Source organism: Paeniglutamicibacter sp. ORCA_105, assembly GCF_045798545.1.
Taxonomy (GTDB): domain Bacteria; phylum Actinomycetota; class Actinomycetes; order Actinomycetales; family Micrococcaceae; genus Paeniglutamicibacter; species Paeniglutamicibacter sulfureus.
Genome location: NZ_JBIXLM010000016.1, coordinates 32,777 through 48,378 on the forward strand (window position 1 = coordinate 32,777; position 15,602 = coordinate 48,378).

Here is a 15,602-nt window from a genome sequence, read left to right on the forward strand (position 1 = left end):
CGGAGCGGTTTTTAGGATGGGGACAGTGGTTCGACGATTCGGTGAAGCGAAGGCTAGCTGCGTCCCGGCTTCACAGCGGTATCGGTGATGTTGCGCAGCAACTCGTCAAAGAGCACCGCCGTCTTCTGCGCGGGCCTGCCCGGCCACTGGTGCACCGAGTAAGCGGCTCCCTGGATCTGCTGCCAGTCCGCGAACTCGGGAAGCTCGGGGCTCAGCACGGAGGTGCCAAACATGGAACGCATTTCCGTCAGGCGGAAGCGGTGCTCGTCAGAATCCTTGCGCACTCGGTTGGCGACCACGTCGATGCGGCCGAGATCCGGCGCGTACTCCTTGCGGAACATCTCCAAGGCACGCTGCGTGCGCTCGGTACCGGCCACGGAGAACAACGAGGGTTCGGCAACCAGCAAGATGCGGTCACTGGCGCTCCATGCCATCCGCGTCAGGCCATTGAGCGATGGCGGGCAGTCTATGAGCACGAGCGCGTAACCGGAGGTCTTGGAAAGCAGCTGGGTCAGCCGGCGCAAATCGCGGGCTCGCAGGTCGGGCCGGTCGTAGATGCCGGTGTAGGCGTCGCCGACCGCGACATCCAGCACCGGGACCCGGGTCAGCGAACGCTTGGAGACGGCCTTGGACTGCCAGGAGCTGGAGACGATGTTTTCGGACAGATTCGCCTTGCGCGCGGCCTTCAGCATCCGGCCGATGGTCATCTTGCCGTCGGCGCGCACGCCCAGACCGGTGCTGGCATCGGCGTGCGGGTCCAGGTCGATCACGAGTGTGGGGATACCAGCGGCTAGGGCGGCCGAAGCGAGCCCCAATGTAACGGAGGTCTTCCCTACGCCACCTTTAAGGCTGCTAATGCTCACTACCTGCACGGAACGGACCACGCCCTTTTCTACTGTTAGTTGCTCACGTCTTAACGATTGGTTCCCTCAACATCATAATCGGCTTCTGGTTCCTTTGCCGCCACGGGTTCGAACGACCACCTGACACCACTGTTTCGTGCTTGCCGCAATCTTTTGCGATACGTGCGCCCCGTCACGGTAGTGTGTGACGTTGGGCGCCGAAACACACGTTCTGCCCCGCAAACACGAACTCAGACCCTGAAATTCGTGCGTGTCATTCATCCCTATGTCATTTCGCAGGAGCGCCATGTTTAAGAAGATCTTGGTAGCCAATCGCGGCGAGATCGCAATTCGCGCCTTCCGCGCCGGCTACGAGCTGGGCGCGAAGACTGTCGCCGTTTACCCCTACGAGGATCGCAACTCGATCCACCGCCAGAAATCCGATGAGGCCTACCGGATTGGCGAAGAGGGCCACCCGGTCCGTGCCTACCTGGACGTTGAAGAGGTGATCCGCGTCGCCAAGGAAGCCGGCGCGGATGCCATTTACCCGGGCTACGGATTCCTTTCCGAGAATCCCGACCTGTCGCGGGCTGCCGCCGAAGCGGGCATTAAGTTCATTGGCCCGGCCGCCGAGGTCCTCGAACTGGCGGGCAACAAGGTTGCAGCACTGCGCGCGGCACGCGCGGCGGGCATTCCGGTACTTGAGTCCTCGGAACCCAGTGACGACCTTGAGTACCTGACCGCCGAGGCCGACAAGATCGGGTTCCCGATCTTCGTCAAGGCAGTGGCAGGCGGCGGCGGCCGCGGCATGCGCCGCGTCGACACCCGTGACCAGCTAGCCGAATCGCTCTCGGCTGCAATGCGTGAGGCCGGAAGCGCCTTTGGCGACCCGACGGTGTTCCTGGAGCAAGCAGTCCTGCGCCCCCGCCACATCGAGGTCCAGATCCTGGCTGATGAGCACGGCAACATCGTGCACCTCTTCGAGCGTGACTGCTCGCTGCAGCGCCGCCACCAGAAGGTCATCGAAATTGCCCCGGCACCGAACCTGGACGAGAACATCCGCCAGGCGCTGTACGCCGATGCGGTGAAGTTCGCCAAGGCACTGAACTACCAGAACGCCGGAACCGTTGAGTTCCTGGTCGACACCGTGGGCGAGCGCGCCGGGCAGCACGTGTTCATCGAGATGAACCCGCGCATCCAGGTCGAGCACACCGTCACCGAGGAAATCACCGACGTCGACCTGGTGCAGGCGCAGATGCGCATTGCAGCCGGCGAGACCCTCGAGGACCTGGGCATCCGCCAGGAGGACCTGCAAATCCGCGGTGTCGCCCTGCAATCGCGCATCACCACCGAGGACCCGGCCAACGGCTTCCGCCCGGACGTGGGAACCATCACGGTTTACCGCTCTGCCGGCGGCTCGGGCGTGCGCCTGGACGGCGGCACCATCTACACCGGCGCCGAGGTCTCCCCGCACTTCGACTCGATGCTGGTCAAGCTCACCTGCCGCGGCCGCGACTTCGCCACCGCGGTGGCCAGGGCCCGCCGTGCGCTGGCCGAGTTCCGCGTCCGCGGCGTGACCACCAACATCCCGTTCCTGATGAACGTGCTCGACGACCCGGCCTTCCTGGCCGGGGAAGCCGCCACGGACTTCATCGACAAGCACCCGGAGCTCCTGGCCGGGAAGAAGTCCCAGGACCGCGGCACCAAGGCACTGGCGTTCCTGGCCGATGTCACCGTCAACCAGCCCAACGGCGCCCGCGTCGAGGGCATCGACCCGCGCAAGAAGCTTCCGGCATTCCCGGGGGACAAGTCCACCGAGCCGGAGCGCAGCCCGTTCGACGGTCCCTCGGACCAGGCACCGCCCGCCGGCTGGCGCCAGCGCCTGCTGGAACTCGGCCCGGAGGGCTTCGCCAAGGCGTTGCGCGACTCGACGGCGGTGGCCGTTACGGACACCACCTTCCGCGACGCCCACCAGTCGCTGCTGGCCACCCGCGTGCGCACCCGTGACCTGCTGGCCGCGGCACCCGCCTACGCGCACGTGATGCCACAGCTCTTCTCCATGGAGGTCTGGGGAGGCGCGACCTTCGATGTGTCGCTGCGCTTCCTGGGCGAGGACCCGTGGGAGCGCCTGGCGCTGCTGCGCGCCGAGCTGCCGAACATCCCGCTGCAGATGCTGCTGCGCGGACGCAACACCGTGGGCTACACCCCGTACCCGACCGAGGTCACCGACGCCTTCGTGAAGGAAGCGGCGGCCACCGGCATCGACATCTTCCGCATCTTCGATGCGCTGAACGACGTCTCGCAGATGGCCCCGGCCATCAAGGCGGTCCGGGAGACCGGCACCGCGGTGGCCGAGGTGGCCCTGTGCTACACCGGCAACCTGCTGGATCCGGCCGAAGACCTGTACACGCTGGATTACTACCTGAACCTGGCTCAGCAGATCGTGGACGCCGGGGCGCACATCCTGGCGATCAAGGACATGGCCGGCCTGTTGCGCCCTGCCGCGGCGGCGAAGCTTGTCACCGCCCTGCGCGAGCGCTTCGACCTGCCGGTGCACCTGCACACCCACGACACCGCCGGAGGCCAGTCGGCCACGTTGCTGGCGGCCATCAACGCCGGGGTCGACGCGGTGGACGTCGCCGCTGCATCGATGTCCGGGACCACCTCCCAGCCATCGGCCTCCGCGCTGATCGCGGCGCTGGAGAACACCGAGCGCGACACCGGCATCTCCCTGGAGGCCGCAGCTTCGCTGGAACCCTACTGGGAATCGGTGCGCACCATGTACTCACCGTTCGAATCCGGGCTTGCCGCCCCGACCGGCCGCGTCTACCGCCACGAGATCCCCGGGGGCCAGCTCTCCAACCTGCGCCAGCAGGCCATCGCGCTGGGCCTGGGCGAGCGCTTCGAGGCCATCGAGGACATGTACACCGCGGCCAACGCCATCCTGGGCCGCTTGGTCAAGGTGACCCCGTCCTCCAAGGTCGTCGGCGACCTCGCCCTGCAGCTGGTGGGCATGGGCGTGGACCCGGCCGAGTTCGAGAAGGACCCGAAGTCCTTCGACATCCCGGACTCGGTCATCCAGTTCCTCTCCGGGGAACTGGGCGATCCTCCGGGAGGCTGGCCGGAGCCGTTCCGTTCCAAGGCCCTGGAGGGCCGCGTCGTGCGCCCGCACGTCGAGGAGCTTTCGGCTGAGGACTCGGACGCGCTGAACGCAGATTCGGCCACCCGCCGCGCCACGCTGAACCGCCTGCTCTTTGCCGGCCCGACCCGCGACTTTGCCGCGAGCGTGGAGAACTACGGGGACCTGTCGGTCCTGCACACCCGCGACTACCTCTACGGCCTGGTCAAGGGCCGCGAGCACGTGGTGTCCCTGGGCAAGGGCGTGCGACTGCTGGTGATCCTGCAGTCGATCTCCGAGGCCGACGAGAAGGGCCTGCGCACCGTGACGGTGACGCTCAACGGCCAGTCCCGCCAGCTGATGGTGCGCGACGCATCGGTGGAATCCACGGTGGTTGCCGCGGAGAAGGCCGACTCGGCGAACCCCGGGCATGTTGCGGCTCCGTTCGCCGGCGCCGTCACCGCCCAGGTGGCCGTGGGCGACCGCATCGAGGTCGGCGGTACCGTCGCCACCATCGAGGCCATGAAGATGGAGGCCGGGATCACCTCCACGGTCGCCGGCACCGTGGCCCGCCTGGCGATCGCCGGCACCGCCCAGGTGCAGGGCGGGGACCTGCTGGTGGTCATCGACCCGGCATAGCCACACGGTGCCGGCCATCCCTTGGGGGGGCCGGCACCGCAAACAAGCATGAAACGCGCGCGAGGATGGACCCGCCCGCCCCGATTCCGGGGGCCTGGGACGGGTCCATCCTCACTTGCGTGTTAGGGTGCCAATTGCCAGTGGATGCACCAGCGGCAACGAACAGGCGGCGAACCTAACCCGGAACGCCGTTGGAAGGAGTGGGATCCATGGCCATCAAACGTGCAGGCTTTATTTCACGAATATTCGCGCGGCTGTCACGGTCGGCGCGGACGGAATCCGGATCCGCCGGCGACGCAGCGCCGGCCCAACCCGCCCCTGCCGGTGTACCCACAGCCACACACACAGACGCCCGGCCCGCGGCCAAAACGGGGGATGAATCGGCACAGGAAGCCCCGGCGACCGAGGCACCGGCAGTCGAAGCCCCGGCGCCCTCGGCAGCGGAGACCAACGAACCTGCCGATGCTGACGCGACCCTCCCCGCTTCCGGAGATCTTCCGGAGAACGACGCCGACTTCGACACCCACGCGGACACGGCGCCGAAGGAAGGAACGCCGGAGGCGTCCGCTTCCGCAGCATCCGAGGCCCCCGAACCCACCGCAGCCCCGGCACCGATTTCCCGCGACCACAAGGTCATCACGGTGCTCTCGCTGGTCGAGCATGCCGGCGCCGCGACACTGGCCGCAGCCCTCGAGCGCCGGACCGAGGGCAAGGGATGGCGGTTCCGGACTGCAGGTCCCGGCCTGGCCCGCGCCGCTTTTGCCGGAATGCTGGGTGACACAGATGCGCTGGTGCTCGTCTGCCCGCCGGACCCGGGCATGACCGCGGAACTGGGGGAGAAGCTGCGCTGGCTTGAGGCCAACGGCAGGCCGGACCTGCCGGCGCGCACGCTCTTCGCGATCAACATCGGAGCGGCGGAGGGTGGGGAGCTGCAGCTCCCGGCGGACCTTGACCGGCCGGTGACCCTGTTGCCCTTTGACCCGGCGTTGTCCCTCCCCGCGACGGTGTCAAGGGCCCCGCGCCGGGCGGCACGGCAGGCAATCGACCAACTTGTCCACGAAATTTCCACCATCGTTCAGGAGCACTAGGCACCCACCATGGCACATTACGACCTGGCAATCATCGGATCCGGATCCGGCAACTCGTTGATCACCGAACACTGGGACGGCAAGCAGGTGGCGATCATCGATGCCGGCACCTTCGGCGGCACCTGCCTGAACGTCGGCTGCATCCCCACCAAGATGTTCGTCTACCCGGCACAGCTGGCGGCTTCCGTCGCCGAGGCCAAGCGCCTGGGCGTGTCGATGACGTTCGAGGGGGCCGACTGGGCCGGCCTGCGGGATCGGATCTTCGGACGCATCGACTCCATTTCCGAATCCGGCAAGAACTACCGGGCCCACGAGCTGGAGAACGTCACGCTCTACACCGAGCACGTTTCCTTCATCTCGCGCAACGAGTTGAACACGGCCGGCGGTCAGAGCATCACCGCGGACAACATCGTCATCGCCACCGGATCGCGCGCGGTCCTGCCCGAGGTCCCCGGCATCGATCTGCCCGGCGTGCACACATCCGACACCGTCATGCGCCTGGACGAGCTGCCTCGGCGCATGGTGATCCTGGGCGGCGGCTACATTGCCAGCGAATTCGCAGCGGTCTTCTCCGCGTTGGGCAGCGAGGTCATCCAGGTGAATCGCTCCGGCGCCCTGATGCGCCGGCAGGACGCCGACATTTCAGCTGCCTTCACCCGGGCCGCCACCAAGCGCTGGGGCGTGGAGCTCAACGCGGCGGTGCAGGGCATCGAGAAGCACGGGGACGGACTGCTGGTCCGTCTCGAGCGTGACGGGAAGCCCCTGGAGATGGCAGCCGACGTGGTGCTGGTGGCCACCGGCCGGACGCCGAACACCGACCGGCTCGGCGTGGCCGACCTCGGGTTCGACCTGCGGGATGACGGCTCGCTGGTGGTCGACGAATACCAGCGCGTGCTGGCTTCCGGAGAACCGGTGCAGGGCATCTTCGGACTGGGCGACGCGGCGAACACCGAGCAGCTCAAGCACGTGGCCAACCGCGAGGCGCGCGTGGTGACCCACAACCTGGAGAACCCCGACGCCATGCGCCCCATGGACCGCCGGGCAGTGCCCGCAGCGGTGTTCAGCAACCCGCAGATCGCCTCCGTCGGTGCCACCGAGGCCCAGGCCCGGGCGGAGCACGGGGACGAGGCCGTGCTCTCGGTCATCCAGCCCTACGGCTCCACCGCCTACGGCTGGGCCATGGAGGACGAAGAGGGCATCGTGAAGCTGCTGGCCCGCAAGGACACCGGACTCCTGCTGGGAGCGCACATCATGGGCCATGAGGCCTCGCTGTTGATCCAGCCGCTCATCCAGGCGATGGTCAGTGGCATGTCGGTCAACACCATGGCCCGCGAGCCGTTCTGGATCCACCCGGCGCTGAGCGAGGTCGTGGAAAACGCCCTGCTTGGCCTCGGCGTGCCGGTCGGCGATTCGGACCCGTTGTAGGAGCAGCCGGGCAAGGCAAAAGACGCGCGGCTTGGAGCCCGCGTAGATGTCCTCGAGCACCGCCTCGTAGTCCTTGAGCACCTGGGCGCGCTTGATCTTCAGCGACGGGGTCAGGTGCCCCGAGTCCTCGGTGAAGTCGGTGGGCACGATGCGGAACTCCTTGATGGCCTCGGCGCGCGAGACTGCGCCGTTGGCCTTCTCCACCAGCGCGGCAATCGCGTCGCGGACCTGCGGCAGCTCTGCGGCCTGGGCCACCGTCGTCTCGGCCGGAAGGTGGTGACGCTGCAGCCAGCCCGGAAGCGCATCCGCGTCCAGGGTGATGAGCGCGGCGATGAACGGTCGGGCATCGCCGACCACGACGCACTGGGAGACCAGGGCGTCGGCACGGATCTGGTCCTCCAGCAGTGCCGGGATCACGTTCTTGCCGCTGGCGGTGACGATGATTTCCTTCTTGCGTCCGGTGATGCGAAGGAAGCCTTCCTCGTCCAGCTCGCCGATGTCCCCGGTGCGGAACCAGCCGTCGGCGAAGGTCTCCGCTTCCAGGTCCGGGCGGTTGTAGTAGCCGCGCATCACGCAGAAGCCCTTGGCCAGGATCTCGCCGTCCTCCGCGATCCGCACCGCGTTGCCGGGCAGCGGGCGCCCCACGGTGCCGATCTTCAGGTTCTTGGGGGTGTTCACCGTGATCGGGGCGGTGGTCTCGGTCAGGCCGTAGCCCTCCAGCACCGTGAGCCCGATGCCGTGGAAGAAGTGCCCCAGTCGTTCGCCCAGCGGGGCGCCGCCGGAGACCGCGTGCACGACCTTCCCACCCATCGCGGCGCGGATCTTGCCGTACAGCAGCACGTCGAAGAGCTTGTGCTTGAGCTTGAGGCCCAGCGGGACCTTGCCCTCCTGCTCGGCGCGGGAGAAGGCGATGGCGGTGTCGGCGCCGGCGTGGAAGATCTTGCCCTTGCCGGCGTCCTCGGCCTTGAGCATCGAGGAGTTGTAGACCTTCTCGAACACGCGCGGCACGGCGAGGATGAAGTTGGGCTGGAAGGACTGCAGGTCGGGCAGCAGGTTCTTCACGTCGGCGGTGTGGGCCACCTTGACCCCGCCGGCCACGGCGAGCACCGAGATGTAGCGGGCGAAGACGTGGGCCAGCGGCAGGAACATGATGGTTGCGGCGCCCGGGTAGACGACCTCGGGAAGCTCGGCGGCGGCGTTGTCGCTGAGCTCGACGAAGTTCGAGTGGGTCAGTTCGCAGCCCTTGGGCCGCCCGGTGGTGCCGGAGGTGTAGATGATGGTGGCCAGCGAGTCCAGCCCGGCGGCCGAGCGACGCTCCTCCAAGGCCGCGTCGTCAACGTCCTTGCCGGCCTCGCGCAGGGCATCGAGCCCGTTCCCGTCCATCTGCCACACATGTTCCAGCTGCTCCAGGCCTTCCTGGTGGGCGGCCTGGCGCACGACGGTCTCATGGCGCGGGGCCTCGACGACGGCGGCAACGGCGTGGGAATCGCCCAGGATCCAGGCGACCTGGCTGGGGGAGGAGGTCTCGTAGACCGGAACCGTGACGCAGCCGGCGAACCAGATGGCGAAGTCGACGAGCGTCCACTCGTAGCGGGTGCGGGCCATCAGGCCGATGCGTGCCCCCGGGGCGATGCCGGAGGCGATGAACCCCTTGGCCAGGGCGGAGGCCTCCGCCGCGAACTCCGAGGCCGGCATGTCGATCCAGGTCCCGTTCGGGCCCGGCTTGGACAGCAATGCCGGGTCGGCGGCGGACCGGGCATGGCGCAGGAGCAGGTCGGTGATGTTGGTCTGCGGCGGGTTCTCCACCAGCGGAGGGACGGCTAATTCCTGCATTTGGAGCTCCTTCGGTTCCGGGGCGGTGTTGGGCGTGCCCGCCAACCCCTCTTCCCCCATGTCACCCATCATAGTGGTTCGGGTCACACATTGTTTACTGACAGGTAACTTACGGGTATTTGGCACGCTTCGCAACAAATTCCGGCGCGGCTACACGCGGGCACCGTCGTCGCCCTCCTGCCGGTGGCGCGGCAATCGGGCGAAGAGGAACACCGCGGCGGCCACCGCCACCACGACCAGCCCGATCCACAGCGGCATGGGTGCCCGTCGCCAGAAGATCGCCAACAGCAGCAGTGCGATCGGGGCACCCGCGGCGCAGAACCAGGCCAGGGTCAACAGCGGGTTTCCCGATCCCAGGGCCGGTGGATCCTCCGGGACAAAGGAGCCTTCGTCCTCGTCGGGCAGGTCGTGGTCGCGCGGACCGGACAGCGCCGGGTGCATGCTGAAGAGCCCCGGGTCCACACCGCGTGGGGCGGCGGTGCCCGGCACCGGGGGCGCGGGGGAGTCGCCGGAAACGGGTTCCGTGGGATCGCCGGGCGTCGCCTCCAGCCGGCGGACCAGGTCTTCCCACACCGAATCGTCGGAATCGCCGGATTCGGCCGGCTCGTGCATGGGGTTGGTCATGGCTTGCTGTCTTCAACTTCCTGGAAGAACGCGATGGAACGGGCGAAGATCGACTCCGCCTCATAGTCAAGCGTGGCCACGTGGCGGCTGCGAGTCAACCGGTTCACCTCCAGGTGGACACCGGCATCGAGCCGGGCGCACAACACGTCCAGGCTGGATTCGGGCACTACGTTGTCGGTGTTTGAGCGGAACACGAGGACCGGGGCCTTGACCTGCGGCAACCGGCTGATGGTCTCCCTGAAGAGCTTGCGCAGCTCATGCACCCCCGCGACCGGGGTGCGGGCGTAGGCGTGCTCGTCTCCACCTGGCTTGGCGATGTCGTTGGCGATCCCCGCGACGGTCGGGGACAGATGGCGCAGTACCCCGGTGAAGGGCGCCAACGGGGAGGCCAGGGTCAGCCCGGGGTTCACCAGCGCGAGCCCTGCCACCGCATGGGTCGATGCCAGGTGCAGGGCCAGGGCGCCGCCCATGGAAAGCCCGGCGACGTACACGCGCCGGTGCGTGGCGGCCAGCGTCGCAAATTCCTGTCGCACGGCATCGATGATCGCGGTGTGCTTCGTGGCGGCCAGGTCCTGCCAGCGCGTGCCGTGACCGGGCAGCAGCGGCAGGCTGACGGTGTATCCGGCATCCGCGAAGGCCCCGGCCCAGGGCAGCAGTCCCGCCGGGCCGGCCGTGAATCCGTGGAGCACCAGGACGGCCGCGCCGTTTGTCCCGGCATGGTGGAACGGAGCGTTGGGGCCGGGGGCCGCTGGCGTCTCTGGCATGGGGAGCGTGCTCCTGCGAGGATCGGAGGGGGCTGGGACACCTGATTCGGACGTCACCGCGTCGTGCCAAGTGTGACCCATGGCGTAGTTTTGCCTACAGTTAGAGCCTAACCGAGAACCACGTGATCAACACCAGGTCTCCGGGCATGTCCCGGTGCGCCGCGCGCACGGTTTCTCGGTGGGTTCCCGCACCACTCTCGGCCCGGAAGGCGTTCCAAGCATGTTCTACCAATTTATGAAGCGGTTCATCGTGGGGCCGCTCGTAAACGTGTTCTTCCGCCCGTGGGTCAAGGGGCTGGAGAACATTCCTGCCTCCGGCGGCGCGATCCTGGCCAGCAACCACCTCTCGGTCTCCGACTCGATCTTCCTGCCCGTGGCCGTGAGCCGCCCGGTGATCTTCCTGGCGAAGATGGACTACTTCACCGGCAAGGGCCCCAAGGGACGGGTGACCGCCTGGTTCTTCCGGATGATCAACCAGCTGCCGATGGACCGCTCCGGCGGGGCGGCAAGCGCGAACTCCCTGGGCGCCGGGGCCCAGGCGCTTGTCGACGGAAGCCTGCTGGGCATCTACCCCGAGGGCACCCGCAGCCCCGACGGGCGCCTGTACCGCGGCAAGCTCGGGGTCGCCAAGCTCGCCCTCGAGGCCGGGGTTCCTGTTATCCCGATCGCCATGATCGGCACCGACAAGGTCCAGCCCATCGGCAAGCGCGTCCCGAACATCCGGCGCGTCGGCATGATCATCGGCGAGCCCCTGGACTTCTCCCGCTACGCCGGAATGAGCGAGGACCGCTTTGTCCAGCGCTCGGTGGTCGACGAGATCATGTACGCGATCATGCGACTCTCCGGACAGGAATACGCCGACACCTATGCCGCCACCGTCAAGGCGCAGCTGGATGCCGAACGTCGCGAGGCGGGAAAGAAGAAATAGCTTCCTCCCGCCGCAGGGCCCGCCACTGTGAACCCGTCGACTCCGAGGGTTACGCGCTGAATGCCCCGCGGACCCGGAACGCGGTTTACCCTTAGAGGGTGACTCAGCTATCTTCGACTTCCTCAATGTCCGGACGATCCCCGGCCGGTCCCGCTGCCGACCCCGCACTGGACATCTGGCGCACCCTGCCCATCGCCCAGCAGCCGACCTGGAGCGAGCACCCGCACTATGCCAAGTCCGTGTCCGAACTCGGCTCACGTCCGCCGCTGGTTTTCGCCGGCGAAGTCGACGTGCTGCGCGAGCGCCTGGCCGAGGCCGCACAGGGGCGGGCCTTCCTGCTCCAGGGCGGCGACTGCGCCGAGACCTTCGACGGCGCCACCGCCGACAAGATCTCCGCACGGGTGAAGACCATCCTGCAGATGGCAGTCGTGCTGACCTACGGCGCATCGATGCCGGTCATCAAGATGGGGCGCATGGCCGGGCAGTTCGCCAAGCCGCGTTCCTCCAACGACGAGACCCGCGACGGGGTGACCCTGCCGGCATTCCGCGGCGACATCGTCAACGGCTACGAATTCACTCCCGAGTCCCGTGCCCACGACCCGCGGCGCATGGTGGAGGCCTACAACACCTCCTCGGCCACGCTGAACCTGATCCGCGCTTTCACCCAGGGCGGCTTTGCCGACCTGCGCTCCGTGCACTCCTGGAACGCGGGCTTCATGGCCAACCCGGCGCACACCGCCTACGAGCAGCTTGCCGGCGAAATCGACCGTGCGGTGCGCTTCATGGATGCGTGCGGCGCCGACTTCGAGGCACTGAAGCGCACCGAGTTCTTCGCTTCCCACGAGGCCCTGCTGCTTGACTACGAGCGTGCGCTGACCCGCACCGACTCGCGCACCGAGCTGCCCTACGACACCTCCGGCCACTTCCTGTGGATCGGTGAGCGCACCCGCCAGCTCGACGGCGCGCACGTCGACTTCCTCTCCCGCGTGCGCAACCCCATCGGCGTCAAGCTCGGCCCGACCACCTCGCCTGAAGACGCCCTGGCGCTCATCGACAAGCTGGACCCGAACCGCGAACCGGGCCGCCTGACCTTCATCACCCGCATGGGTGCGAAGAACATCCGCGAGAAGCTGCCGAACCTGGTCGAGAAGGTCACCGCCTCCGGAGCCCAGGTCCTTTGGGTCACCGACCCGATGCACGGCAACACCGTCACCAGTGAAAACGGCTACAAGACCCGCAAGTTCGACGACGTCATGGACGAGGTCCGCGGCTTCTTCGAGGTCCACGACGCGCTGGGCACCTACCCCGGCGGCCTGCACGTGGAAATGACCGGCGACGACGTGGCCGAGTGCCTCGGCGGCGCCGACCCGATCCGCCAGGAACAGTTCGACGACCTTTACGAGTCGGTCTGCGACCCGCGACTGAACCACAAGCAGTCCCTGGAAATGGCCTTCCTGGTCTCCGGGGCACTGGCCAAGCGCGGGGTCCGCGGCTAGCCGCAACACGCACCGACCACAAGACAATGGCCGGGTTCCTTCACCCTGATACACAGGGAAAGGAACCCGGCCATTGCTGTTTTCCGCGGGTGATGGATCGCTCTGAACACCGGCAGTGACGGACGCTGAGCGATCAGAGTCAGCGGGAGCCCGGGGCTGCCGGTGCTAGACCACGACCAGCTTGACGGTCGAGCCCTCCGGAGCGCTGCCGCCCTCAGGAGTCTGGAACCTCACGGTCCCGAAGAAGCCGCCGAATTCCTCGCGAACCTCCACCTGGAATCCCAAGCCTTCTAGGATGCTGCGCGCTTCGCCGATCTGCTTGCCCTGCATGTTGGGTACCTCGATCATCCGCGGCCCGCGGGAAACCACGTATTCGACGGTGGATCCGCGCTCGACCTGGCCGCCGGAAGGCTGCTGCGAAATGATCGCACCTTCCGGCACCGAGGTGCTGTATGCCTTGCCGGAGGACTTGACCTTCAGCCCGGCCCGTTTCAGTTCGGAATCCGCCTGCTTGGGGGACATGCCGGCAAGCACCGGGACGTCGACCGGGGCCGGTCCACGGGACACTGTCAGCCCGATCTTGGTGCCGCGGCGCAGCTTTTCCCCTGTTTCCGGATCATGGCCGAGCACCACGCCCTCGGCGACTTCCTCGGAGTATTTTTTCGAGACCTTTCCGGCTGCCAGGTTAGCGGCCTTCAGGTCCTTCTCGGCCGCGGCCTGCGTGCGGCCGGTCAGGTTCGGGACGGAGAAGAGCTCGGGACCCTTGGAGACCAAAAGCTGGAGCCCTTGAAATCGGCGGATCGTTTCCCCTGCGGCGGGTTCACTTCCAACCACGAGGCCACGCTCAAGCTTGTCGTCGAATACTTCGCGGGTGCCGGCCTGGACGCCGGTCTCCGACAGGCGTTGCACCGCCTCGCTGCCGGCGATGCCGGTCAGTGTCGGAATCGTGAAGGGGGCCCCGGGGCCCATGCCAAAGAACAGGCCGACGGCGGCAACGAGTGCTGCCAGCAGTGTCAGCATGACCCCGAAGAGCCACTTGCGGCGCGTCGGGATCCGGGAATCCAGCTGGCGGGTGGGGATCTGCGCGTCTTTTCGCCACGCAATGTCGGCTGCCTTGGCGTTCTTCTTGGCCTGCCGCGCGGAAACCGGTCGCTGGGGCTGAACTTGCAGCGCCTGGGTGTGGCCCTGGTCCGCTTGCTGGGTGGCGGAGAATGAACCGGCCAGCACCTGTGTGTGGTCCGAACCGCTTGCCAGCACGGTGGTGTCGTCCGTCGAGGGAGTAGCCTCGTCGCCGGAAGCGGCTGACAACGCCATCGTGGCGGCATCGCCGGAAGCCCGGCCGGCGGCCGCGGAGTCGCGGTATTCCTGGGCCAGTGCAAGGCGGTCGTGGACAGTGGTGTGGGCGGAAGTCGCCGGCGGAATCAGGTCCTTGAGCCCGCCCAGGGTTTCGGAGCCCAGGTCGAGCTGGTTCGGAGTGAGCGAATCGTGGATCTGCTTGAGGTCGCTGAGCAGGAACGACGCGTTCTGCGGCCGGTCCTCCGGGTCCTTGTTGGTGCAATAGGCCACCAACTCGTCGATCTCCGGGGAAAGTCCGGGCACGATCGCCGAGGGCGGCGGGACGTCGTCGTTGATGTGCTTGAAGGCCAGCCCGTAGGCGCTTTCCGCGGTGAAGGGCTGGCGCCCGGTGAGCAGCTCATAGGCGATGATCCCGACGGCGTAGATGTCGCTACGCTCGTCTGACGGTTCACCCTTGGCCAACTCGGGGGAGATGTACGCAGCGGTGCCGAAGAAGTTGGTGGCGTTTGTGTGGGCCGAGGCGGCGCGCGCCAGCCCGAAGTCGGCGACCTTGATGCGACCCTCGTCGGAAATCAACACGTTGGCCGGCTTCATATCGCGGTGCACTATGCCTTCCTCGTGCGCCACCGACAAGCCGGTGCAGATGGCCTGCAACACCACCAATGCCTGGCGCGGGGTGTAGCGCCCGCGGGAAGCGAGCGACTCGCGCAGATTCAGCCCGCGCACGTATTCCATGACCAGGTAGGCGGTGGTGCCCGAAACGTGGTGGTCGCGAATGCCCACGATGTTGTCGTGGGTGAGCCCGGCGGCAATGATTGCCTCCGAGGCGAATCGCTCAAGGACGACGGGGTCGGAAGCCAGATGCGCGTGCAGGATCTTCACAGCGACGGTGCGGTGTAGCCTCACGTCCATGGCGCGGTACACGGTGGACATTCCGCCGTCGGCGATGCGGGCATCGAGCCGATAGCGTTCATCAAGCGTCGTGCCTATGCGGGGGTCGGTGTGTGGCTCTGTCACTTATCGATGGTAACCAGTGCTAGGGGGTGGGTGGAGGCCGCAACACGGGAACAGCGAGGTTCTTGCGCTGCCCGTGTTGCCCGGCTTGAAGGCGAAATGCAGGTGAGGGGCCGGTTCCCGTGGAACCGACCCCTCACCTGAAAGTGCTGTGATGCACCGATCGGCCTAGGAGGCTCGACGAGCCCGTGCTGCCCGGCGTTTGAGCGCCCGGCGCTCGTCTTCGCTCATACCGCCCCAAACACCTGCATCCTGGCCGGATTCGATGGCCCAAGCCAAGCAGGTGTCCACTACGGGACACCGTCGGCAGACACTCTTGGCTTCTTCAATCTGGAGCAGGGCCGGTCCGGTGTTTCCTACCGGGAAGAAAAGTTCCGGGTCCTTGTCCAGACAGGCCGCGCGGCTACGCCAATCCATGCTTGATGATGCTCCTTGTGTCTAGGAAAAGTGAGGGGATTGCCCAGCATAAAAAGCCGGGACAAAAGCAGCGCGGCGGGAAAAATGCCTTACCCGAACGACTGCCTAACAAGGTTTT

10 protein-coding genes and 1 pseudogene are annotated in these 15,602 nt (G+C 67.1%); 5 read left to right on the forward strand and 6 right to left on the reverse strand.

The features are described from left to right. Window positions 1-53: 53 nt before the first annotated feature. Window positions 54-872, reverse strand: a complete 819-nt coding sequence (locus ACIPUB_RS09835) for a ParA family protein (protein WP_407607211.1) — start codon at window positions 870-872, stop codon at window positions 54-56. Between the two features lie 277 nt (window positions 873-1,149). On the opposite strand from ACIPUB_RS09835, the gene ACIPUB_RS09840 reads away from it, so the two are divergent. From ACIPUB_RS09840 to ACIPUB_RS09850, 3 genes are all read left to right on the forward strand, one after another. Beyond that, window positions 1,150-4,599, forward strand: a complete 3,450-nt coding sequence (locus ACIPUB_RS09840) for a pyruvate carboxylase (protein ID WP_407607212.1) — start codon at window positions 1,150-1,152, stop codon at window positions 4,597-4,599. A 209-nt stretch (window positions 4,600-4,808) separates the two neighbouring features. After that, window positions 4,809-5,687, forward strand: a complete 879-nt coding sequence (locus ACIPUB_RS09845) for a hypothetical protein (RefSeq protein ID WP_407607213.1) — start codon at window positions 4,809-4,811, stop codon at window positions 5,685-5,687. A gap of 9 nt (window positions 5,688-5,696) precedes the next feature. Further along, window positions 5,697-7,112, forward strand: coding sequence for a mycothione reductase (locus tag ACIPUB_RS09850; RefSeq protein WP_407607214.1), 1,416 nt, complete (start codon window positions 5,697-5,699; stop codon window positions 7,110-7,112). Between the two features lie 30 nt (window positions 7,113-7,142). Here the strand turns inward: ACIPUB_RS09850 and ACIPUB_RS09855 are convergent. From ACIPUB_RS09855 to ACIPUB_RS09865, 3 genes and pseudogenes are all read right to left on the reverse strand, one after another. Beyond that, window positions 7,143-8,945: pseudogene (locus ACIPUB_RS09855) on the reverse strand (AMP-dependent synthetase/ligase); the annotation flags it as partial. A gap of 150 nt (window positions 8,946-9,095) precedes the next feature. After that, a complete protein-coding gene (locus tag ACIPUB_RS09860; protein WP_407607215.1) occupies window positions 9,096-9,569 on the reverse strand; it encodes a hypothetical protein in 474 nt (157 codons plus the stop codon). Further along, the gene (locus ACIPUB_RS09865) at window positions 9,566-10,333 is read right to left on the reverse strand and encodes an alpha/beta hydrolase (protein ID WP_407607216.1); all 768 of its coding nucleotides are present in this window, start codon (window positions 10,331-10,333) and stop codon (window positions 9,566-9,568) included. The genes ACIPUB_RS09860 and ACIPUB_RS09865 overlap by 4 nt, the downstream gene beginning before the upstream one ends. Window positions 10,334-10,553: 220 nt before the next feature. On the opposite strand from ACIPUB_RS09865, the gene ACIPUB_RS09870 reads away from it, so the two are divergent. After that, the gene (locus tag ACIPUB_RS09870; protein WP_264270752.1) at window positions 10,554-11,261 is read left to right on the forward strand and encodes a 1-acyl-sn-glycerol-3-phosphate acyltransferase; all 708 of its coding nucleotides are present in this window, start codon (window positions 10,554-10,556) and stop codon (window positions 11,259-11,261) included. A gap of 125 nt (window positions 11,262-11,386) precedes the next feature. Continuing rightward, a complete protein-coding gene (locus tag ACIPUB_RS09875) occupies window positions 11,387-12,757 on the forward strand; it encodes a class II 3-deoxy-7-phosphoheptulonate synthase (RefSeq protein WP_407607217.1) in 1,371 nt (456 codons plus the stop codon). Between the two features lie 165 nt (window positions 12,758-12,922). On the opposite strand, the gene ACIPUB_RS09880 is transcribed toward ACIPUB_RS09875, so the two are convergent. Further along, window positions 12,923-15,070, reverse strand: a complete 2,148-nt coding sequence (locus ACIPUB_RS09880) for a protein kinase domain-containing protein (RefSeq protein ID WP_407607218.1) — start codon at window positions 15,068-15,070, stop codon at window positions 12,923-12,925. A gap of 165 nt (window positions 15,071-15,235) precedes the next feature. Then, on the reverse strand, window positions 15,236-15,484 hold the full coding sequence (locus ACIPUB_RS09885) for a WhiB family transcriptional regulator (RefSeq protein WP_007271814.1): 249 nt from the start codon (window positions 15,482-15,484) through the stop codon (window positions 15,236-15,238). Window positions 15,485-15,602 lie beyond the last annotated feature (118 nt).

What these genes read in the sequence shown, in the direction of transcription:
- ACIPUB_RS09840 (WP_407607212.1), top strand. Translation starts at nt 1,150, where the DNA reads ATGTTTAAGAAGATCTTGGTAGCCAATCGCGGCGAGATCGCAATTCGC.
- ACIPUB_RS09845 (WP_407607213.1), top strand. Translation starts at nt 4,809, where the DNA reads ATGGCCATCAAACGTGCAGGCTTTATTTCACGAATATTCGCGCGGCTG.
- ACIPUB_RS09850 (WP_407607214.1), top strand. Translation starts at nt 5,697, where the DNA reads ATGGCACATTACGACCTGGCAATCATCGGATCCGGATCCGGCAACTCG.
- ACIPUB_RS09860 (WP_407607215.1), bottom strand. Translation starts at nt 9,569, where the DNA reads ATGACCAACCCCATGCACGAGCCGGCCGAATCCGGCGATTCCGACGAT.
- ACIPUB_RS09865 (WP_407607216.1), bottom strand. Translation starts at nt 10,333, where the DNA reads ATGCCAGAGACGCCAGCGGCCCCCGGCCCCAACGCTCCGTTCCACCAT.
- ACIPUB_RS09870 (WP_264270752.1), top strand. Translation starts at nt 10,554, where the DNA reads ATGTTCTACCAATTTATGAAGCGGTTCATCGTGGGGCCGCTCGTAAAC.
- ACIPUB_RS09875 (WP_407607217.1), top strand. Translation starts at nt 11,387, where the DNA reads ATGTCCGGACGATCCCCGGCCGGTCCCGCTGCCGACCCCGCACTGGAC.
- ACIPUB_RS09885 (WP_007271814.1), bottom strand. Translation starts at nt 15,484, where the DNA reads ATGGATTGGCGTAGCCGCGCGGCCTGTCTGGACAAGGACCCGGAACTT.